The 16,837-nt window shown below is 48.6% G+C and carries 29 protein-coding genes; 7 read left to right on the top strand and 22 right to left on the bottom strand.

From position 1 onward, the window contains the following. Window positions 1-63 precede the first annotated feature (63 nt). The 4 genes from H7F25_RS04540 to terL are packed head-to-tail and all read right to left on the bottom strand — an operon-like array spanning window position 64 to window position 4,708. Window positions 64-894, bottom strand: coding sequence for a phage minor capsid protein (locus tag H7F25_RS04540; RefSeq protein WP_185854309.1), 831 nt, complete (start codon window positions 892-894; stop codon window positions 64-66). After that, window positions 894-2,495: a phage portal protein gene (locus H7F25_RS04535; protein WP_185854308.1), complete on the bottom strand. Its 1,602-nt coding sequence runs from the start codon at window positions 2,493-2,495 to the stop codon at window positions 894-896. Before H7F25_RS04535 ends, H7F25_RS04540 begins: the two co-directional genes overlap by 1 nt. Before the next feature lie 3 nt (window positions 2,496-2,498). Continuing rightward, entirely contained in the window at window positions 2,499-2,924 is a 426-nt protein-coding gene (locus H7F25_RS04530; protein ID WP_185854307.1) for a phBC6A51 family helix-turn-helix protein, read from the bottom strand. Window positions 2,925-2,941: 17 nt separating this feature from the next. Then, on the bottom strand, window positions 2,942-4,708 hold the full coding sequence (gene terL / locus H7F25_RS04525) for a phage terminase large subunit (RefSeq protein WP_185854306.1): 1,767 nt from the start codon (window positions 4,706-4,708) through the stop codon (window positions 2,942-2,944). A 102-nt stretch (window positions 4,709-4,810) separates the two neighbouring features. Between terL and H7F25_RS04520 the strand changes: the two genes are divergently transcribed. Next, complete coding sequence (locus tag H7F25_RS04520; protein ID WP_185854305.1) at window positions 4,811-5,356, top strand: tyrosine-type recombinase/integrase; 546 nt, start codon at window positions 4,811-4,813, stop codon at window positions 5,354-5,356. A 13-nt stretch (window positions 5,357-5,369) separates the two neighbouring features. Here H7F25_RS04520 and H7F25_RS04515 read toward each other — a convergent pair whose 3' ends face one another. The 5 genes from H7F25_RS04515 to H7F25_RS04495 form a co-directional block, all read right to left on the bottom strand. Continuing rightward, window positions 5,370-5,798, bottom strand: coding sequence for a hypothetical protein (locus H7F25_RS04515; RefSeq protein WP_185854304.1), 429 nt, complete (start codon window positions 5,796-5,798; stop codon window positions 5,370-5,372). A gap of 316 nt (window positions 5,799-6,114) precedes the next feature. Next, window positions 6,115-6,402 (bottom strand): hypothetical protein, encoded by a 288-nt coding sequence (locus H7F25_RS04510; protein ID WP_185854303.1) that lies wholly within the window; start codon window positions 6,400-6,402, stop codon window positions 6,115-6,117. Then, window positions 6,399-6,707, bottom strand: coding sequence for a hypothetical protein (locus H7F25_RS04505; RefSeq protein ID WP_185854302.1), 309 nt, complete (start codon window positions 6,705-6,707; stop codon window positions 6,399-6,401). The genes H7F25_RS04510 and H7F25_RS04505 overlap by 4 nt, the downstream gene beginning before the upstream one ends. A gap of 266 nt (window positions 6,708-6,973) precedes the next feature. Beyond that, on the bottom strand, window positions 6,974-7,147 hold the full coding sequence (locus H7F25_RS04500; protein ID WP_185854301.1) for a hypothetical protein: 174 nt from the start codon (window positions 7,145-7,147) through the stop codon (window positions 6,974-6,976). Window positions 7,148-8,192: 1,045 nt separating this feature from the next. After that, window positions 8,193-8,405 (bottom strand): helix-turn-helix domain-containing protein, encoded by a 213-nt coding sequence (locus H7F25_RS04495; protein WP_185854300.1) that lies wholly within the window; start codon window positions 8,403-8,405, stop codon window positions 8,193-8,195. 114 nt (window positions 8,406-8,519) lie between these two features. Here H7F25_RS04495 and H7F25_RS19285 point away from each other — a divergent pair, with 114 nt between their 5' ends. From H7F25_RS19285 to H7F25_RS19280, 4 genes are all read left to right on the top strand, one after another. Further along, window positions 8,520-8,645, top strand: coding sequence for a hypothetical protein (locus H7F25_RS19285; RefSeq protein ID WP_254965504.1), 126 nt, complete (start codon window positions 8,520-8,522; stop codon window positions 8,643-8,645). Window positions 8,646-9,049: 404 nt separating this feature from the next. Next, window positions 9,050-9,226 (top strand): hypothetical protein, encoded by a 177-nt coding sequence (locus H7F25_RS04490; RefSeq protein WP_185854299.1) that lies wholly within the window; start codon window positions 9,050-9,052, stop codon window positions 9,224-9,226. Next, the gene (locus H7F25_RS04485) at window positions 9,226-9,609 is read left to right on the top strand and encodes a hypothetical protein (RefSeq protein ID WP_185854298.1); all 384 of its coding nucleotides are present in this window, start codon (window positions 9,226-9,228) and stop codon (window positions 9,607-9,609) included. The genes H7F25_RS04490 and H7F25_RS04485 overlap by 1 nt, the downstream gene beginning before the upstream one ends. A 204-nt stretch (window positions 9,610-9,813) precedes the next feature. Then, the gene (locus H7F25_RS19280; RefSeq protein WP_260627236.1) at window positions 9,814-9,990 is read left to right on the top strand and encodes a DUF8096 family protein; all 177 of its coding nucleotides are present in this window, start codon (window positions 9,814-9,816) and stop codon (window positions 9,988-9,990) included. Window positions 9,991-10,121: 131 nt separating this feature from the next. Here the strand turns inward: H7F25_RS19280 and H7F25_RS04480 are convergent, their stop codons facing one another. The 5 genes from H7F25_RS04480 to H7F25_RS04460 are packed head-to-tail and all read right to left on the bottom strand — an operon-like array spanning window position 10,122 to window position 12,268. Continuing rightward, on the bottom strand, window positions 10,122-10,958 hold the full coding sequence (locus H7F25_RS04480; protein WP_185854297.1) for a MarR family transcriptional regulator: 837 nt from the start codon (window positions 10,956-10,958) through the stop codon (window positions 10,122-10,124). 41 nt (window positions 10,959-10,999) lie between these two features. Further along, the gene (locus H7F25_RS04475) at window positions 11,000-11,488 is read right to left on the bottom strand and encodes a hypothetical protein (protein WP_185854296.1); all 489 of its coding nucleotides are present in this window, start codon (window positions 11,486-11,488) and stop codon (window positions 11,000-11,002) included. 14 nt (window positions 11,489-11,502) lie between these two features. Beyond that, window positions 11,503-11,745, bottom strand: coding sequence for a hypothetical protein (locus H7F25_RS04470; protein ID WP_185854295.1), 243 nt, complete (start codon window positions 11,743-11,745; stop codon window positions 11,503-11,505). Further along, a complete protein-coding gene (locus H7F25_RS04465) occupies window positions 11,742-11,885 on the bottom strand; it encodes a hypothetical protein (RefSeq protein WP_185854294.1) in 144 nt (47 codons plus the stop codon). Before H7F25_RS04465 ends, H7F25_RS04470 begins: the two co-directional genes overlap by 4 nt. Continuing rightward, window positions 11,885-12,268 (bottom strand): sigma factor-like helix-turn-helix DNA-binding protein, encoded by a 384-nt coding sequence (locus tag H7F25_RS04460; protein ID WP_185854293.1) that lies wholly within the window; start codon window positions 12,266-12,268, stop codon window positions 11,885-11,887. Before H7F25_RS04460 ends, H7F25_RS04465 begins: the two co-directional genes overlap by 1 nt. Window positions 12,269-12,345: 77 nt before the next feature. Here H7F25_RS04460 and H7F25_RS04455 point away from each other — a divergent pair, with 77 nt between their 5' ends. Next, window positions 12,346-12,720, top strand: a complete 375-nt coding sequence (locus H7F25_RS04455) for a hypothetical protein (protein WP_185854292.1) — start codon at window positions 12,346-12,348, stop codon at window positions 12,718-12,720. Here the strand turns inward: H7F25_RS04455 and H7F25_RS04450 are convergent. The 4 genes from H7F25_RS04450 to thyX are packed head-to-tail and all read right to left on the bottom strand — an operon-like array spanning window position 12,699 to window position 15,311. Continuing rightward, entirely contained in the window at window positions 12,699-13,259 is a 561-nt protein-coding gene (locus H7F25_RS04450; protein ID WP_185854291.1) for a nucleoside/nucleotide kinase family protein, read from the bottom strand. The two genes, H7F25_RS04455 and H7F25_RS04450, sit on opposite strands and share 22 nt — an antisense overlap. After that, window positions 13,256-14,002: a glycoside hydrolase family protein gene (locus H7F25_RS04445; RefSeq protein ID WP_185854290.1), complete on the bottom strand. Its 747-nt coding sequence runs from the start codon at window positions 14,000-14,002 to the stop codon at window positions 13,256-13,258. The genes H7F25_RS04450 and H7F25_RS04445 overlap by 4 nt, the downstream gene beginning before the upstream one ends. A gap of 14 nt (window positions 14,003-14,016) precedes the next feature. Beyond that, window positions 14,017-14,514 carry a 3D domain-containing protein gene (locus tag H7F25_RS04440; RefSeq protein ID WP_185854289.1) on the bottom strand — a complete coding sequence of 166 codons (498 nt, stop codon included), beginning with the start codon at window positions 14,512-14,514 and terminating at the stop codon, window positions 14,017-14,019. Beyond that, window positions 14,514-15,311 (bottom strand): FAD-dependent thymidylate synthase, encoded by a 798-nt coding sequence (gene thyX, locus H7F25_RS04435; protein WP_185854526.1) that lies wholly within the window; start codon window positions 15,309-15,311, stop codon window positions 14,514-14,516. Before thyX ends, H7F25_RS04440 begins: the two co-directional genes overlap by 1 nt. A gap of 53 nt (window positions 15,312-15,364) precedes the next feature. Here thyX and H7F25_RS04430 point away from each other — a divergent pair, with 53 nt between their 5' ends. Next, the gene (locus H7F25_RS04430) at window positions 15,365-15,760 is read left to right on the top strand and encodes a hypothetical protein (protein ID WP_185854288.1); all 396 of its coding nucleotides are present in this window, start codon (window positions 15,365-15,367) and stop codon (window positions 15,758-15,760) included. On the opposite strand, the gene H7F25_RS04425 is transcribed toward H7F25_RS04430, so the two are convergent. The 4 genes from H7F25_RS04425 to H7F25_RS04410 are packed head-to-tail and all read right to left on the bottom strand — an operon-like array spanning window position 15,738 to window position 16,786. Further along, window positions 15,738-16,259 carry a dUTP diphosphatase gene (locus H7F25_RS04425; protein WP_185854287.1) on the bottom strand — a complete coding sequence of 174 codons (522 nt, stop codon included), beginning with the start codon at window positions 16,257-16,259 and terminating at the stop codon, window positions 15,738-15,740. The two genes, H7F25_RS04430 and H7F25_RS04425, sit on opposite strands and share 23 nt — an antisense overlap. Continuing rightward, the gene (locus H7F25_RS04420) at window positions 16,256-16,465 is read right to left on the bottom strand and encodes a hypothetical protein (protein WP_185854286.1); all 210 of its coding nucleotides are present in this window, start codon (window positions 16,463-16,465) and stop codon (window positions 16,256-16,258) included. The genes H7F25_RS04425 and H7F25_RS04420 overlap by 4 nt, the downstream gene beginning before the upstream one ends. After that, window positions 16,466-16,615: a hypothetical protein gene (locus tag H7F25_RS04415; protein ID WP_185854285.1), complete on the bottom strand. Its 150-nt coding sequence runs from the start codon at window positions 16,613-16,615 to the stop codon at window positions 16,466-16,468. It abuts the gene before it with no gap. Further along, complete coding sequence (locus H7F25_RS04410) at window positions 16,616-16,786, bottom strand: hypothetical protein (RefSeq protein WP_185854284.1); 171 nt, start codon at window positions 16,784-16,786, stop codon at window positions 16,616-16,618. Window positions 16,787-16,837 lie beyond the last annotated feature (51 nt).

Genomic DNA, 16,837 nt, shown 5'->3' with positions numbered 1-16,837 from the left:
ATCGTCCTCCAACCGTTTTAAGGCCGTCGCCTATTAGATAAAACAGCCGTTTAGTTTAACGTCTTAACGTTCGGACAATAAACCGACATCTCTAATCGGTGAATATACGTGCTTACAACGCGGATGAAATATCTCGCCCGTCGCCTGTAGTTCTTCGTAGGTTTTAAAATCGCCAGGCGCATCCGGTGTCAACTTTATGATCTCGCCTTCATGGCCCCGACAGGCGTCTTTTGCCCCGTGTGACGATATTTGCGCATACAAAACGCCGCGATCAACGGCTTCGTTAGTCGTTGCTTCGCGGTATGTCTGCATCATTTTCGTCCGGGTCACCATGTCGGCGTATACTTCCGGCTTCCAGCGACGTCCTTTTGCGTCGACGATTCCGGTCACGACCGATTCTTTGAGCCGCTTTTTGATATCGTCTCGTATCGTCCGTCGTCCGTTTGTACCCGCCGCCATGTTGTACTTTATGGAATCGGAAACGGCTCGGCGAACCGCGGCTTTCGTTTTCCGATCTACGTTCTGCGTGACGGCTAGGAGATCGGCTTGCGTATCCGCAATAGCAGCCGCGACCATTGCTTCGTTTAACTCGTTGAACTTTACGATAAGCGCCGCTTGTTCAACTGTCTCGGCTATCTTAAGCGCCACAAGCGTATTTATTACGCCATCGTTTGCGGCTATGGGTACGTTTTCACTAACCCACCGCGCTGACTTCGTATCAAGGTCGGCTAAAATACGGCTGATTGATTGAAGCGTCGCAAGTGCATTAGCTCGTCGGAAATCCGAAATATCAACGCGATCAAGCTCGGCGAGAATGTCTTTGATGGCGGAACGATAATAGCCGGCAAGTTGCTTCGTCTGATAATAGTAGTTAGGTGCCGGTACTTTCGCCATTACTCATCGTCCTCAGGTTCCGGTGGCGCTTCCTGCTCATTAAAGATCGACGCATCTACGAAGCCATTCGCGGATGTTTCGTCTTCTTCAATGCGGCGCATGATTTCGTCCGCCTTTTCATCATCGACGTCATCCATCGCTTTAATTGCGTCCCGAACGTCAAGTGTCGGCTTGCCCGCCGTTCTAATCTCCATGATCTCAGCAAGCTCTTTTTCATTCCGCGGAATACCATCGTTCCAAATAGCCCGCGGGTAAACGGCTTCGTCAATCTTGATTCGTTTGACCGCCTTCTCTAAAAGCATGCACGTCCAAAGCGCATCTCGGACCGCTTTATCATAGTGCGCGCGTATTCGCTTAACTTTTGATAAAATCGGCATGAACCGCGCTTTAATCGCGGCACCGTCGGTATGAGACGTTCCGGTACCGCCGGAGTTATCGCCCGACATCGTAGTTCCGAAAAGCCACTGAGGCGTTTCAGACATCATGAATACGGTACTCAAAAGAACGTCTAATTCTTTAAAGGCTGCGTCTAGTTGCGCTTGCCATACCATATAACCAGGCGTCGGATCGTCTTTTGTTACCGGAATATAAGCTCCACCGAAGCGAACGGTATCTCCGTCGTCTTGAATCTCTGGACCATACGCAGTAGGGTCGCTATGTTTCCATAGAATGTAGTCGATCTGCACTAAACGGTCGTTAATCGCAGCAAATACCGTCTCTAACTTCTCTAAGCCACCGATCCCAAAGAACTCGTCGTCTATTGACTTGTACGGTACATGAAAGACCGGGATATGCGGCAGATGCGTTTCTTCGATGTCTTCTTCGCGCCCCGTCGGCAGTTGTTCGCCAATGGTATATACGGATAAAGACATGCCAGTTGAGGTATCAACCCCGTTTTCGTATAATCGGTATCTCGAATAAAGGATATAACCCGGCACATGACGTTCGACGTTTAAAAACGGAATCTCCGTCTTCTCCGTTTCGACCCACTCCACCTGCGCAATGTTGACTGCTTTTAGCTTCTTGACGTTTCCGACGCTAAAATCCGGAAAGACTGCGCCCGCGCTAACGTGTTCAATAATCGCCTCCATCTCGGCGTCTGCCGGCACCGGTAATCCGAGTTTTTCAACTTCCGAAAAGTCTTGGCGGTATCCGTAACGAACCTTAAACCACGAATCGCCGCGGAATCCGTTAGCTGTTGCGCTTTCGTGAAGAAGTTGATTAATATCGTTTTCTTCTACGTAGCGATTGAGCGCTTTTTGTTCTTCGCTGTCATCGGGTAGGCCGCTTTCGAATTGAACAGGTTCGCCTACGAGAAGGTCTGCCGGCTTCGTGACGAGAATGTCGGCTAGATTGGCCGCGATATACAGCTTTTTTAATTGCTCGGCTTGCGGCGAATCTTTGAGAACGTCGGTCGCACGTTCATAGACGTCTCGGTGGCGGCCTTCAAACAGCTTTTTCATGCGCCTATATTTCGCTAGACGTTCTATTGAGTCAGCGGGAGGAAACTGTGCACCGGGTCGGATGATACTGTACGTCTTAGTATGCGATCCGTCGTCGGGTTCGTGGTTGCGGTGCTTAAAAAAGTCCGTAAAACCCATTGCTTATTCCTCCTTCAAAAGATCGTCTAAAGCCTCGGCTTCTTTTTGGATATCCGCGCTTGATTCGTCGGCTGTAGTATTGTCTGTAATAATTTGCTTTTCGGTTAATAGGCCGAATCGCTTCATAAATAAGTCAATCGCCTTAACGGACGGCTGTTGTCCTTTAATCAATCTCATTAATTGACCGTATACTTCCGATCTGTGACTAGATAGCATGTCATCCGCAAGTAGGTTCATGTACTCAATGAACGCAGGATCTTGCGTCCGCCAACGATACAACCCCATCCGCGACATTCCTAGTTCTTCTGCGAGTTGCTCCTGCGTTTTCTTCTCGCCGCCTTCCGGCATAATCTCATTCAAAGCGCAGGCCTGGGCGGCTTTTCGCTTTTCAAACGACAACTGCGCCTCTAGCTGCTTAATTCTCGACATTTAATGTCCTCCTTTCGTTACATACACTTTGGCTTCGCTTTAATCACCGTTTTGGCTCGTTTACTGACACTCACCGCCATTTCTAACGCATCAGGTAAATCATCATGCCAGTTCGATCCGTAGCGCTCAAACTGTTCGAGTAAAAGCGCTTGGCTGCGGTGAAATTCGATCTCACCTTTCTCAATCTGCGGCATGAGTGCTTCTATACGAAGTTCTTTACGCGAACGCTGATTGATTTTAGTAACGCGTGAGCCTGCCGGATAACCTTGCATCGTAAGTTCTTTTTTCAGTTCGTCGATGAAAAACTCTTGCGCCATCTGCGACTCAGCCGCGATACGATCCGGCAAATACTGAATGACCTTCTCGACGATTTTTCGCATGAACTGATCGGGCTTTATCCGCTCTCCATACGCATCTATTACGTAAATTTTTCCGGTCTTTTTATGCTTGGCTATCGTGACAATAGCCGAAAAGTCTCCTCGTTCTTTACCCATCGCGAAGTCAATTCCCATGTAAATGGCGTACTCTTTGTAGTTCAGTCTAAAATCCGTCCAATACGAAAAGGACTCCGGCTTGAATAGTTGCGAATCCTCATCGATTGGGTTATTCATAAATTCGGTATTGAATGCCTTTGTGGTGATGTTGGCCTTTTCGATGATCAACGCTGGCAAAGGAAAGCGGCCAGGCCACAAAACTTCGGCGCCTTCGTCCATTTCTGATTTATGCTCTTCGTAGAATCGCATTGCAGCGCGCGCATTCGGTGTAGACATTGTGTCTTCTGATTCCGCCTGCATCATTTCTTCGACTTCTTCGTCGCTTGGTACGTACTCTTTGTAAATACGTTCGAACTCCGCCCACAAGTCTGTTCGTTTCGGCGGTTTGATAATCGCTGGGAAACTGTTCTTAATAAAATCGCGACGTTCGTTCAGTACGTAGTTCAGCAAAGAGTCGAAGTGTACAAGTGTCCCCATGAAAATAAACGCTGTTTTCGTGGGATCACCCGCTGGCATAAGGTCTTGGTTAAGCCAATCCTTCGCCTTTTGGCGCAATTCAGGAGTATTGTTCGAGTCGAGAGACTCCAGGTCGTCTAATAGAATTAAATCCGGTCGCTGCGAGCCATTACGGAAACCACGGATCTGTGTTCCGAGAGACGTCGCTTCCATTTTGATTCCGGTCGTTGTAATAAAAGCCGTTTCGGAATCTTTTTCGTTGCGTGTTTTCTGCTCGTACAGAACTTCTCCGAAGTCTTCCCGTAGCTTTTGGTTATACTTTAGTTGGCCCGCGACCCATTTAATGAACTTGATCGATCCGGCATTCGTTTCCGAAATAATCAAGATCATACGGCGCTTTTTATAGACGATTTCATGTACCGGAAATCCATTCGATAGGTACGCTGACTTTGCGTGTCCCCTCGAAGCCGCCCATGCGATACGAGCCGTTTTATTACGGTTAGATACCGAATCGAGGATGGACGATAATTTCCGGTGAAAGTCCGGCGCGTCGTCTATATCTACCGCGGTCGTCGGTACGAGATTATCCGGATTACCCGGGTTTCTCGCCTCCGAAAAGTATTCGTAGAAGAAATAAAGCATATCGGTCTCGGCGCGATGGACCCGTTTCAGCTTGATTAATTCATCGCGATCTTTCCGCATAAGATCGACGTGATATTCGGTATGTTTCCCCGCTTGAATAATGTCGCGCAGTTTCTTCAGCCGTTCCGTTACGGCCTCTATCCGCGCCTGCCTTTCTTCACGTTCCAAAAACTTGCCGTTAATAAACGCCAAACTACCGCCTCCTTCCCGTCTATTTTCCGTTGACTTGCCGAATTCGATATCGTATAATGAATGTAACTTAAAAATAATTAAAGTACATTGGAGTGAAGACGTATGGCTAACGAAGTATTTCCGATTAAAAGTAAACGCGATTTCAATAAACTAAAAAACGCCCTCAAACCGGGGCGCGACCGTCTGTTATTGCAACTTGGGACGGCTTTTGGACTTCGTATTTCCGATTTACTTTCGCTTAAGGTCGGCGATCTTCGCGGCCAAACGTCTCTTAAAATAACCGAGGCCAAGCGCAAGAAAACGCGTGTCATTACGTTCTCAGCGTCCGTTAAAAAGCTCGTCAATGAACTCGAAGGTGCTGACGATGACTACGTATTTGCCAGCCGAAAGGGCGCTAAGCCGATCAGCCGCGTCCAAGCCTATCGCATTCTAAACGAAGCCGCCGAACGCGCCGAAATCGCTCAAAAGATCGGCAACATCGGTACTCACACGCTTAGAAAAACGTTTGGCTATCGCCTGTACGAAATGAATATCGCAGTCGACCGGATCATGGCGATTCTCGGTCATTCATCCGAAAAAGATACGCTGAAATATATCGGAATCACAGCCGACGAGATTTCGGTCGCATACGAGAGCATCACGATTTAGGTCGTGGTGCTTTTTATCTGACTATATACGCACTTGTACTTGTTACTTCGTGAATCGCCTTCGTTGTTCCCCATATCTCATCTACCGACTCTAGTTCGATTAGTCGTAACGGCGTCGCATAATTCGGCAGCGTAACGCCCGGATCTTTAAAAACGATTTTTCCGTTTATGTCTTTTGAATGATACTCATCTCCTTGATACTCTAGGTACACAACGTCATCGAATGTTTCGGCTAAAGCCCGTAGTGAAGTAGTAACCCCAGCAGCCCGCCTGAACAACAATGGACCCGCGTATCTTGTTTCATATGCGCGATAGATAATATCGTTTGTCATCGCTCTTTCGCCGGATCTTTCACCGACTTCAGCCTCGATGTGTTTAATATACTCGGCGTACTTGTCGTTAGTATCTATATTTCCGCCGTCTTGACTACGTAGTTCTGCCAAGGACCTCACCGTCTCTTTTACCTCGCGCTGAACCGCTTTGAGTCCTTTGATAGCCTCCGAAACATCTACGTCTACCTTTACGTTTAATCCGCCGACTGATTCGCGTTTGTTTTCCGCCATTCACGTCGTCCCCCTCTGTCCGTTTTATTGCTGCGCGTTTAACGCAAGCACAAAAAGACCTCCGGCGCTGACCGGAAGCCTCGTTCTAATTGCGTTAAAAATCACACGAAATCAGCGCTTTTCACCACCCACCCTTACGAATACCCTAGACGGCTACCAAAACGTCTAATTTCGTGCATTTTACGTGTTAAAATCGTTACGCTAGTCCGTATCGTTCCCGCAATGCTTCCATATCGGCGGTTATTTCCGCTTTGAGTGCGTCGATTGCAGTCGGTGCCGAGCCGTCCGTAAGCCGTAGTTGCTTCAGCGCATCAATTTTCGTTCGTAGCGCGCTGTTCGTGATCGCGGTCGGGTAGTGAACGCCGCAGACGATGCAGTCAAAGTACGTTTCGACGACGCCTTTTCGTACGGACCGTTCTTTTAGTACGACGGCGGTGCGCTGATTGCAGGCGTCGCAGGTGGCGAAAGTAGGTAGCGTGGTCATGGCCGGTCGCCTCTAACGTATCTGAAAAAGAAGACGCCTTCTTCATCCGGCAGCAACGGTATTTCTTGCGGAGTACTGTCGGTGCTTTTCGCGACTAGGCGATAATTAGCAAGAGATGACGTCGCACCGAACGGAATATTCCCGAAAGGAGTAGTGTACGGATCTCTTACAAGTATGTAGCCAGTCAGCTCCGTTAGATCGTCCGGATTTTCAATACCGAGTAGTTCTCGAACTCTATCGCTCGTCTCTTTCGTCAAATATCCGTCTTCAATAAACTTAATACAGCCGTTGATTTCTTCGCTCATATTAGCGCCCTCCTTTTCGTATAACAAAAAATACGTTTCCGTCTTCGTCAGGAAATAGCGGAATCTCTTCCGGGAATATATCCGAGGAGAGCGCAACAAGACGCCAGGATCCGTAGTCGATGACCCATCTTAGTGGGACTTCGGGTAGATCGCGTCTAAGTTCGTACATTTCGAACGAGTGCGGCAATGCCTCGCCTAGATATTCTCGTAGCTTTTCGCTTGCACCTTCCGTAAGATAAGCGTTGGCCGCGATTTGAATACATCCGTCAGTAATTAGCGTCACGCAAACGTCTCCTCTCCGCTCTTTTGTGATTCGCAAGTAAATTACGTACTCTTTTCTCCGCCTCCGTTAACGGACGGTCTTTACGTACCCATTGAAAGAACGCCTCTACTTCTGCGTCAGTTTCGAAATTCAGCCGTACTGGTTCGATTCTTTTCACGTCAGACCCTCCGTTTAATTAGCGTATTAGCCCTCTAGCCCTTCCGAGAAACTTCGGATGATTAACGTACGTCTACGTAGGACCAGACGATCAACACCCCGAGTTTAAAAAATTGTGCACAAGTTTTGTTCACCAGATCCGGCGGTTTTGGCTGGGGCGCTTGGGGGCGGGCGGCTTTCGTTTATTTTTCGCGATCATTATTGAATAACGCACTCATAACGTTGCATAACGAAAGTAACAAAAAGACTTTCTGTTACATTCGCGTTGATCACAAACGTTGGTGTGTCGCGGTTGGTAGCCGTTCGACCTACGCAACTAAACGAATGAACTTTATGCATCGTACCAGCCCCGCCGTGCCGCCATTCATGCGGGCTACCTATGCCGGCCGTCATGTATAGGATCGTGCATAAACGGATTGGCTTCGGCTTTCAACCCCCTGAGTTTTCGGTGGCCTCGTCTGCGGGCGGCGCTTGCTTGATTGCGGAGTTCCTTTCCGGTATATCCACGTCACCCTACCGTCCGCCTTCGTACTATATTATATAGACCGTCTGTGCCTGCCGTTACATAGCGCCTGTATGTCGGTACCCTAAACGCTGCTCGCCGTCTGATTATCGTTACCATGCCGTTAGTATGTTACGTTGCGTTACGTCTCTCTATAACGTAAGACAGCATATCCGTATGTTACACAAGTATATCTACGCAGTCCTTAACGTTTATATCTCCGTCCTATTAACGGTATCCTTTCCGTATGTATTTAAGTACAGCGCCCTCGGCTCCGCCTCGACCGCAAATAATAAGCCGCCGTCCTTCTATATGTATTCTATTGCGTTATCTGCGGAACGGAGTGACGCTAGGTCTTCCCTAAGAATAAGACAACGTTAACACCTAAAAACGGCTGTATCCCACGTGGCTCTAAGCGTCAAGGCGGTTTTAGCGTGTTCTGTTTTCGCCACACTGAAAGGCCGTTTTGTTCTGTTTTCGCCACACTGAAACGTCGGCTCCCCGTTTTTAAGCGCAAAAAAAGAGACGCTCGTCCTGAACGTCCCTACTTTTCGTTCTCTATATCGATCAGTTCCCGTATATCTTTTACGTCCAGTGCCGCTGCTATCTTCGCCAAATGGTCGAGCTGCACCCGATCTCTTCTATTGCGACACAGGTCGCTTATTGCGCTAGGTCTTATACCGGTCAGTTCAGCAAGGGTTGATTGCGTCATGTTCCGTCGCTCTATTAGTTCGCCGACCTTAAGCTTGACGTTCATTTACCGACACCTCCTACGAAAATTATAACGCAAATACGATATTTTTGTAAATAACGCATTGACGTTATAACGCTTATACGTTATAATAAAGGTACAGAAAGGAGGTGCACACGATTGATTGAACTAGCTACTAAAATATCCGTCTTGCTTGCGTCGTGGTTGGCGATCATCAAAACCGCGATGGAAATCAAGGCAATGAAAAAGCGACGGTCTCCCTCCAAGAAGAAACGTCGCAAGTAAACGGACGGGGCTTAGAGCCCCGGTTCAATCAATTATACCACACATGCGCAAAATTAATACGCTTGATACGTTGCTCATTATCGTTTTAGTCGCCTGGATAGCGTTTTTGGACTACGGCTCAGTGCAGCCGATAGACTGCGTAGCCATTGCAACGCTGCTGATTTTCGGCTTTACGGTCGCGTTAAAATCGATAACAAAATAAGACGTCGAGCAGCCGTCCCTACCTACGACCTTAAGACGCTAATTAGACGGCGCTGACGTACTAAAATCGTGGAGGAATCGCCTAATATGATCGAGTATAACTGTCCGGACTGTTCATTCGCTCGGCTAGACGTAGAAATCGAAACGGCCGCTAAATGTCCGAACTGCGGCGGCCTTCTGAACATCGAGGAGGAGATCGCTTAGTGGACGTAAAACTAACGGCCTTAGACGGAACCCAAGCGGCAGCCGATCCGCTACAGCGAGCCGCCGAGCTATTTAAAAGAGAACGCGACGACGCGCCTGCCGGCTTTGACTTCGGCTTTAGACTCGCTCTGATCGCGTTCGGATACGATATAAAACTAGAAGGAGATGTTGAATAATGAAACGTTTTATTACGATAACAATCGCGGTGGCACTTATGACGCTCGGCCTGACAGCGCCCGCCAGCGCAGCATCCATTACGGTTAAGGTTGACGCTCCATACTACACGCCTAAAGCGACGTCAGTGGACGTTGTGGCATCGAAAAGCAGCGGTAGCCGCGTATATTACACGATGACCCTTCAGCAACAGTACACCGACGGATGGAAGTCGAAGCAATCGTTGAGCGGCGATTTCGTTAAAAACACACCGACCAAACGCTTCTACACTTCGACTATGACGAACGGGCAATACCGAATCAAATTAACGGCTTATAGCAACGCAGCCAAGACGAAGAAAGTCGGTACTTACCTATCGAAAGACTTCGCAGTGACGAGATGGTAGGCGCCTAAAATACGAAGGAGGACGACGATATGAAATTCCGCAGATTCTTGTACGGATGGGCTAGGTTTTTAGGAGACGTTAACGCGGTGAAAAAGAACGATGTTGGCGGCCGTATCATGCGACGCAGCGTCGGAAGGGCTTTCGGAAGATTGTTTAAATAAGCGTGGAGATACGTTATAATACGAAGGTTGTGAGGTGAAAGACGTGAATAGACCGCAGCCAGGTGATTATGACGTATCTGTCGTTTATGATGTTCGCGAGATGCCGGACGTTAAGAGCGGCCGGTGCGACAATTGCGATACGTCGAAGTTTAACAGTTCGATTAAAGACGGGATATTTCTCCGTAAGTGTTCGAAGTGCGGAATGACTAAGCGAATATAGACGCAAAAATAAAGACGCCCCCTAAGGCGTCCTTTTTCGTTTATTTAGACGCAGAACTGCCCGGCTTTGGATCCGCCTTAGTAATCGCTTTGATCATCCGTCTCACCTCCCCGCAGTAAAATCATACCATATTAACGCGCCTTCTTGGCGTGGTCATCGAATAACTTTCGCACGGCTACCGTCCATTCCGTTTTAAAGCCTTCGGGCTGGCGGAACAGTAAATCCGGATGCACTAAGTAGCGTACCTCGTTGCGTGTTCCGGTGACTAATACGGCGCCTACGCCTTGCAGACGACCCATGATCTTCGAGACCGTCGATGCGTCGTGTCCGATTAGGTCAGCCAACGTTTCGCGGCCGATGTAGTCAATGTCCGCCTTTTCTGCGTTAGGATCGGCGCAAAGGTAATACTCGCTGTAATGAAAGAACGGAATGATCTTATATAGCATACCGATTTCGTTCAGGCGTAGATTGGCGATCGTCTGCCGCGCTTTAACCGTATATACTTTTGTAAATACTTCGTTTTTGATGCGGCCGCCCATCGTATGAAATCGGCTACTAACGTAAATACCATCGTCTTTTAGCTTGATCAAGCCGAGTTCAGCCAAGCGAACGACCAATGCATTAGCATTCGAGCGGCTACGGTCAAGCAAGCGCGCTATGTCCGACTTATTCATCGGGTCTCCAGCCGCCCCTTTTACGAGCTTGCCGTCGCTTTTGATACGTAGCTGAAGCATGATTTTAACCATTGCGCCCGCTTCCGTAAGTGATAGGTCGCGGATAATAGCGCTGAGCGTGTCGTTGTAAGATACGATGTAATTGCGCCCATGATGAAACCGCTTCTTTGGCGCTAAGGTCGCTCGCAAGCGTGCCTTTTCGAGCTCTTCCGGAGTTCTAATGACGGCTTTTATGGCGTCCGGTACAAATACGCCGAGTTCTCCGTCCTCATTTACTACGCGATCATACTTCATCATACCGCCCCTTTTCGTATTTATCGCAAAACAAAAGACGCCTATTGAGCGTCTGACCTTACCGTTTTGATGCCGGTTGCTATATTTACGGTGAACTGACCGCTAGACTTTCCGTTGACGAAATCGTTGTATCGTTTGCGAGCCGTCTTATTACGCGCTTTTGCGAGACGGTCCGTGAATAGATTATCGTATGGTGACCGAGTGCGTCGCTTAGGTACGCCGTGATTGGTGCCGGTGATATCGTATTCTTCGGCCATCTTGTCGGACGCTTCGCCGGTCTTGCGTGTCTTTTCCATGCGTTCGGACATGATCGGATATTCTTCGGCCGACATTTTATTGCGCCGCGTATCCGAGAGCTCTTCGTATAAGATTAAGTCGGATAGACGTTCCAGTGCGTTAGCCGGCGGTGTGCCGTCATATGACGCAAGTAAAGCGTCTATTTCTGTGATGCGTTCTTCGCGCTCTAAAGCGCCGGCTTTTGTGCGTTCGTATAGAGCCGTAATGTCTTCGTGTAGTTCTTCCTTCGTCAATTAGGCGCCCTCCTCTACCATAAAACTAATTCGCTTTTGATGATATCTACTGTATCTCTGTTAAATCCTCCGATAATGAACATCAATAAAATGATAGGCCAAGCAGCCGGATGTAGAGCGCGTAATTTAACGTCATAGCGCATCTTCTCTCGAAATGGATGGTGGTCTTTAGTCAGTTTTATACTACCAATAAGGTAGAGAATTGTTGTAATAAGAGGATGACCCTCTAAGCATTCCGACTTAGACTCGTGTTTCATTCCGTTGCCTCCTTCGTATATGCGTTCAATAAAATCGATAATACACGCGGCGTGATTCTCGGGTGGTTCATGGTGTCATAGCACCAACGTTCATATTTGCGCAATTCCTTGATTTCTTCAGTCGATAATTTGTACGCCATCAAACCGCCCCTTTCTTTGAACCGTAACCTTCGCCATGTGACGCCCAATAGTAGTAGATGTCGACGATCTTATTTATCGCAGCGTTAATCGCATAATCAACGGCTTGTTGCGTAATGCCGAGTGCCGCACCCGCCTGTGTTTGCGATAGGTCATCGAAATATACTAGGCGCAGGGCTTCGTATTGCTTTCCGGTCAGCGACGCCAATTCGATGGCGCGGTTCAGGTCGATCAGAATATCGCAAGCAGCCATGTCGCCTAAGAATCGCCGCTGTCTGAGCGTTGTATAATCGGCCAAAAGCGCCTTGACGCCGTCTGGTCCGTCGAGTTTATATTGCGTTTCATAGCGTAGATGCTGGTCGGGCTTGTTCGTCGATGCGCCCAATAAAACCGCCTCCTTCGTTTGCTTTCCGTTGGTATATCGTCTATAATCGTCTTATAAAATAAGCGAGGTGTATCCGCATGGCCTTAGAATGGATTTCCGCGGTAAATAATACCGCCTACATAACGTTGGATAGTCAGAAGCGAATCTTCGTCAATAAAGGCGCGAAAGAGCTAATTGGTATCCCGCCGAATAGCCCCTTCCAACTAACGATTGGCTACGACGCAGAAGCTAAGTGCCTAGTCGCGGCCAAGCCGGAAATGGTAAGGGCCGACGTGAAGCCGTTCAAATTTAGTAAAGACGCATATAGTTGGTCGGCATCCCGTGTTTTACAGCACGCCGGCCTAGACGATCAAGAACTCCCACTGCGTTTCTTTTTGATTGGAGATGGCGAGGCGTCTAAACAGCCGCACTTAGCCTACCCGAAAGGTACTTACGCGTTCTCTTTGAGTTGATCGGCCATAATTTCGTCCAGTCGCGCATATAAGTCGTCGAGTGTTCCGTCATTTACGATCTCATAAGCGACTTCGAATCCGTCGAGTGCTGTTTCTGTCGGATGGTTTAAGTCGTCCGCCTTGAATTTGTCGCCTCGTCTTTTGGCGCGGTCAAAGCGTGTTTCGTACGGTGCAGTAATGCGGAGTATCTTAAAACCCTCCGCCTTGGCTCGTTCGTATTCAGCCGGCATTCGCATATCCGTAATTAGTAGGTTGCTAGGTCGGCAACAACGCAACTTTTCGTGTTCCTGAATGCGCCGGAATACAACATTGATCCACACGTACTCAGCGCCAGGAATCGGCAGCTTTTTAATTCCCTCAATGAAATCGCGCATAGGCTGGCGCTGTTTTGCGTCGCCGTCTAATTCCGGAAACAACTCGCCAAACACCGACTTACCTTTTGCGGAAAACGTGAACGGAAAGAATTCGTACATGGATACGAGATAATCGACGGCTACGTCTTTACCGGCGCCTAACTTACCCGTGATTGCGAGTTTCATAGGTCGGCCTTCTTTAAGGCGATGATGACTTCCGCGATAAAGGCACCGGATAACTCCGTTTTACCACCGATATCTGCCGCCACCTTTGCGATCTGTTCGCCTAGACGGACTTTATCTTCGTGGAGGGCGTCGATTTCCGCTTGATGGCGGGCTACGGTACGTTTTAATTCCGCCACCTCTGCGCCTAGATTGGCAAGGACGGTTATAATATCGGATTCTTGCGCCTCGGCAGCGTCTTGAACCGGAGTGAGGACGTAGTAATAGCCGTGACAAATCGAACAAACATCCTCACCGCTATCGTCTTTATACTCAAGCACATCCACCATACCGGCACCTACCGACGTAACTACGGTGTCAATTCCGTCAGATTTCCCGTTTTCTTTATTTACGTAAATTACACGCTCACCTACTTCCGCCTTACGATCTTCTAAACGATAGCGCTCACCGTCAATGTGGACGATGTCGGTCGGTTCGAGGACGCGGTATTCACTGCAATCCCCATCCCCGATAAACCATTTACCGTCGTCATCGACGAAACTGTTATCAAACCCGTTGAAATCGGCGTTGACTCCACCGTCTCCAACCGTAATATTGACTTTTCCGTAATGACCTATTTCGTAAATTTCTCCTTCGACGTATTCAGCTTTAGTTACAACGATCGTTTCGCCAACCTCTGCGTTTCTATCCACCGCAACATATTCGCGATCAACGCCGAGCTTTTCGTCCTTAAATACGTGCATCATTTACAACCGCCTCCCTATTTCGTTATGATTTCCGCCTTTAGACGCTGTCGTCCGAATGCCTGCGCCTCAGCCACGCCCGCAACGTACAGGTCGATATGTCCTTCCGTAATTGCGCCGCCTCGATCCTCACAAGTCCTGACGCCGATGCCCTCGATGCTCAGCCGAGTCCCAAACGCCAATGACGGCGGACAGGCAATCGTATGGCCCGTTTTAGTGCGTGTGCCGCTTGCCGTGATGCCGTAGTCGGGATCGCCGACTGACTTGCCCGTAGACTCGGCGCCGTTTGTGTACGCAGTCACTTCGTAAGTTTGCGCTAGTTTTGGCGCTTTCTGCTTACGCTTGACTACGTGCTTTGACGTCTTTTTAAGCGCCTTCACTTCGCCCTCTAACGTCTTGATGCGTTGATTGGCTCGCTGTAAAGCCGCTTGATTAGCCGTTAAAATGGGCGCCGGTTTCTCTTCCGCTGGTTGCTGCGTACATAATAAGCCGCACGCAAGCGTCATGGTCGTCATTATACCGATGCAGACACCCCCTCGAAGAATTGCGCAGTCCACGGCTCGACTTCGGTTACCGCACGACGCAAGGCTTCGGCTAGGTCGGCGATTTCCGCCTGTGCTCCGTTGCCCTTCCGTCTCTTAGCATAGAAGTCTAGTAAAGCACGCAGGTTAACGGTCATTACAAGATTAGTAGCCGCTGCTTGCGGTAAGACGGCGCGGGCATCTTCTGCTGGTACGCCTAGTTCGCGCAATAAATCGTATGCGTCTTGTAATTCACGTAGTGCGTCTACGAAGATCTCTCGTGCGGTGAATGGTGCGTCGCCGCCTCCGAATAAGTCTACCGTTTTAGTACTCGACGCAACCTTTTCCGGCACGACGTAATCGAATCCACCCGATTTATTTCCGCTGCCCATCTTTACATATCGCTGTGATTGGACGCTGAAGCTAAAGCCGGCGCGGTGTCGTGTTAACTGCGCTAATAAGGCGCGGCTTACGTCTTCGATCGCAAAGGTGAACGTCAGGTGCTCCAAGGTCGACGTGTGTTTCGATGCGACGATCTGTCGGAATAGCCGATCGGCATCCGTGCCCGAGCCGCCATCAGATGCGCTGTTGCCGAAATACTTAGCGCCTTCTCTGGATACGATTTCTGACGGCTTGTTTGCGCTATAACAAGTTCTGATCGCGGATAGGGCGACCGCTTGGCCGTCGGTTGCTTCGTAATCGTCGAAGTGAAATACGTCCGAGGTTTCATGGAGAAGAGATTGATAGAATTTATCGCTTAATTGCGTATGTGCGAGTAGCTTTACGTTCATTTTCATTAAAACACCCTTCCTTGTGGTATAATTTAGAAAAAGGAGGTAGTCAGATGTTAACTGATAAAACAGATAAAGAAATTATGGATTTTGTAATCGGTGAGATTAAAGACTCACCAGAACGTGTTATATACTTTGATGATACGGGCAACGGAAATATAGTAGTTAGTGGATTTTATATCAATATTGACTCCCCTGAATTCGCTGAATATTTACACGAACGCCTCCCAGATGCCTTTGTTAATGTATATCGAAAGAATAAAACGGAGCTGGGATATAGAATTAACCAAGCATTGGATGATAGTGGGCACTTTAAGAGTATAAAAACGTACGCTAAAAATGCCGTGAAAGTCCATATTGACAAAAATTCAAAAACAAGATTAGAACTCAATCCCGGGCCATTTAAGGACGCCTTAGCCTTGACCTTTAGCTTTCCTTATAAGAAGTAACGCCGCTACTCCCGAAGCCGCCCGAACCTCGTTCCGTTTCTTCCAACGCATCCACAACCGTAAAGGTCGCTTGCTCTACCGGTTTGATGACCGCTTGGGCAATGCGATCTCCTTTGCGGAGTTTATATGTCCATTTCGGATGATGACCGATCATGCGATCGATTTCTCTACTTACCGTAAGAGGTCCGTAATCATTCGGAACAGATTCGTCCTTCTTTGCGATATTATCCACGATCACACCAACCTCGCCCACATAGCCGCTATCTACCGTACCTAGTTGAACGCGTAGGTGCGTCTTCAGCGTAATGCCTGAACGCGGCCGGATTTGCATTTCGTAGCCCGGCGGAATCTCGAACGCGAGGCCCGTAGGCACAAGCGCCGTCTCGCCCGGCTCGATAAGGACGTCAGCGGCCGCATATAGATCGAAGCAGGCGTCCGTCGAATGTGCGTATGTTGGCGTTGTTGCATCGGCTGATAGCTGTTTAATTTTTACGTTCATTGCGATGCCTCCTTCAGCTCTCCGAATGAGTACGTAGAAATTTCGCTTCTATTAAAAACGACGGTCTGCTTTGTTTTGGCGCATTCAACTCTCACGTACTCATAGCCACCGAACATTACTGCGGAATCAAAGTCATCTAATTCGGAATCAGTTACGTGTGCCCAGTACATTTCCCCGTTTTTAGTTTCGATAATTAACTTATTCATTTACGCGTCCTCCTTTTTAGTAATTCCAACGGACAATATTCCGCCGATAAGTGTATGTGCTACAAGAGCCGCCTCGATGACAGAAGGTCTAAAACAGCCTAACCACGACGCAAAACCGAGTATTGATGCGGTAGCGTAAAAGTACTTCATTTACTCGCCCTCCTCCGCCTTCTTACCGTCCTCAAACGGCAGCGTCATTACGTATAGTAAGAACGGCACACCCGCCGCCACGAACCACCAAAAGCCCGCTGCATGTGCGTACCAAAAGGCCGGAACGATTGACGCTGCAATTAAAGCGCCTCGGTTAATCGTCTGTCGCATAAGATCAGCTCCTTCGTTTTGCTTTCACTTATACAGTCGCATGTGGGCGCC

The organism is Bacillus sp. PAMC28571 (assembly GCF_014250435.1).
Classification (GTDB): domain Bacteria; phylum Bacillota; class Bacilli; order Bacillales; family Bacillaceae; genus Bacillus; species Bacillus safensis.
The sequence above is the reverse complement of the archived record's forward strand: the minus strand, read 5'-3'. Positions and strand labels throughout refer to the sequence as shown.

What these genes read in the sequence shown, in the direction of transcription:
- H7F25_RS04540 (WP_185854309.1), bottom strand. Translation starts at nt 894, where the DNA reads ATGGCGAAAGTACCGGCACCTAACTACTATTATCAGACGAAGCAACTT.
- H7F25_RS04535 (WP_185854308.1), bottom strand. Translation starts at nt 2,495, where the DNA reads ATGGGTTTTACGGACTTTTTTAAGCACCGCAACCACGAACCCGACGAC.
- H7F25_RS04530 (WP_185854307.1), bottom strand. Translation starts at nt 2,924, where the DNA reads ATGTCGAGAATTAAGCAGCTAGAGGCGCAGTTGTCGTTTGAAAAGCGA.
- H7F25_RS04520 (WP_185854305.1), top strand. Translation starts at nt 4,811, where the DNA reads ATGGCTAACGAAGTATTTCCGATTAAAAGTAAACGCGATTTCAATAAA.
- H7F25_RS04510 (WP_185854303.1), bottom strand. Translation starts at nt 6,402, where the DNA reads ATGACCACGCTACCTACTTTCGCCACCTGCGACGCCTGCAATCAGCGC.
- H7F25_RS04505 (WP_185854302.1), bottom strand. Translation starts at nt 6,707, where the DNA reads ATGAGCGAAGAAATCAACGGCTGTATTAAGTTTATTGAAGACGGATAT.
- H7F25_RS04495 (WP_185854300.1), bottom strand. Translation starts at nt 8,405, where the DNA reads ATGAACGTCAAGCTTAAGGTCGGCGAACTAATAGAGCGACGGAACATG.
- H7F25_RS04485 (WP_185854298.1), top strand. Translation starts at nt 9,226, where the DNA reads ATGAAACGTTTTATTACGATAACAATCGCGGTGGCACTTATGACGCTC.
- H7F25_RS04480 (WP_185854297.1), bottom strand. Translation starts at nt 10,958, where the DNA reads ATGAAGTATGATCGCGTAGTAAATGAGGACGGAGAACTCGGCGTATTT.
- H7F25_RS04470 (WP_185854295.1), bottom strand. Translation starts at nt 11,745, where the DNA reads ATGAAACACGAGTCTAAGTCGGAATGCTTAGAGGGTCATCCTCTTATT.
- H7F25_RS04465 (WP_185854294.1), bottom strand. Translation starts at nt 11,885, where the DNA reads ATGGCGTACAAATTATCGACTGAAGAAATCAAGGAATTGCGCAAATAT.
- H7F25_RS04455 (WP_185854292.1), top strand. Translation starts at nt 12,346, where the DNA reads ATGGCCTTAGAATGGATTTCCGCGGTAAATAATACCGCCTACATAACG.
- H7F25_RS04450 (WP_185854291.1), bottom strand. Translation starts at nt 13,259, where the DNA reads ATGAAACTCGCAATCACGGGTAAGTTAGGCGCCGGTAAAGACGTAGCC.
- H7F25_RS04445 (WP_185854290.1), bottom strand. Translation starts at nt 14,002, where the DNA reads ATGATGCACGTATTTAAGGACGAAAAGCTCGGCGTTGATCGCGAATAT.
- H7F25_RS04440 (WP_185854289.1), bottom strand. Translation starts at nt 14,514, where the DNA reads ATGACGACCATGACGCTTGCGTGCGGCTTATTATGTACGCAGCAACCA.
- thyX (WP_185854526.1), bottom strand. Translation starts at nt 15,311, where the DNA reads ATGAACGTAAAGCTACTCGCACATACGCAATTAAGCGATAAATTCTAT.
- H7F25_RS04430 (WP_185854288.1), top strand. Translation starts at nt 15,365, where the DNA reads ATGTTAACTGATAAAACAGATAAAGAAATTATGGATTTTGTAATCGGT.
- H7F25_RS04425 (WP_185854287.1), bottom strand. Translation starts at nt 16,259, where the DNA reads ATGAACGTAAAAATTAAACAGCTATCAGCCGATGCAACAACGCCAACA.
- H7F25_RS04420 (WP_185854286.1), bottom strand. Translation starts at nt 16,465, where the DNA reads ATGAATAAGTTAATTATCGAAACTAAAAACGGGGAAATGTACTGGGCA.
- H7F25_RS04415 (WP_185854285.1), bottom strand. Translation starts at nt 16,615, where the DNA reads ATGAAGTACTTTTACGCTACCGCATCAATACTCGGTTTTGCGTCGTGG.
- H7F25_RS04410 (WP_185854284.1), bottom strand. Translation starts at nt 16,786, where the DNA reads ATGCGACAGACGATTAACCGAGGCGCTTTAATTGCAGCGTCAATCGTT.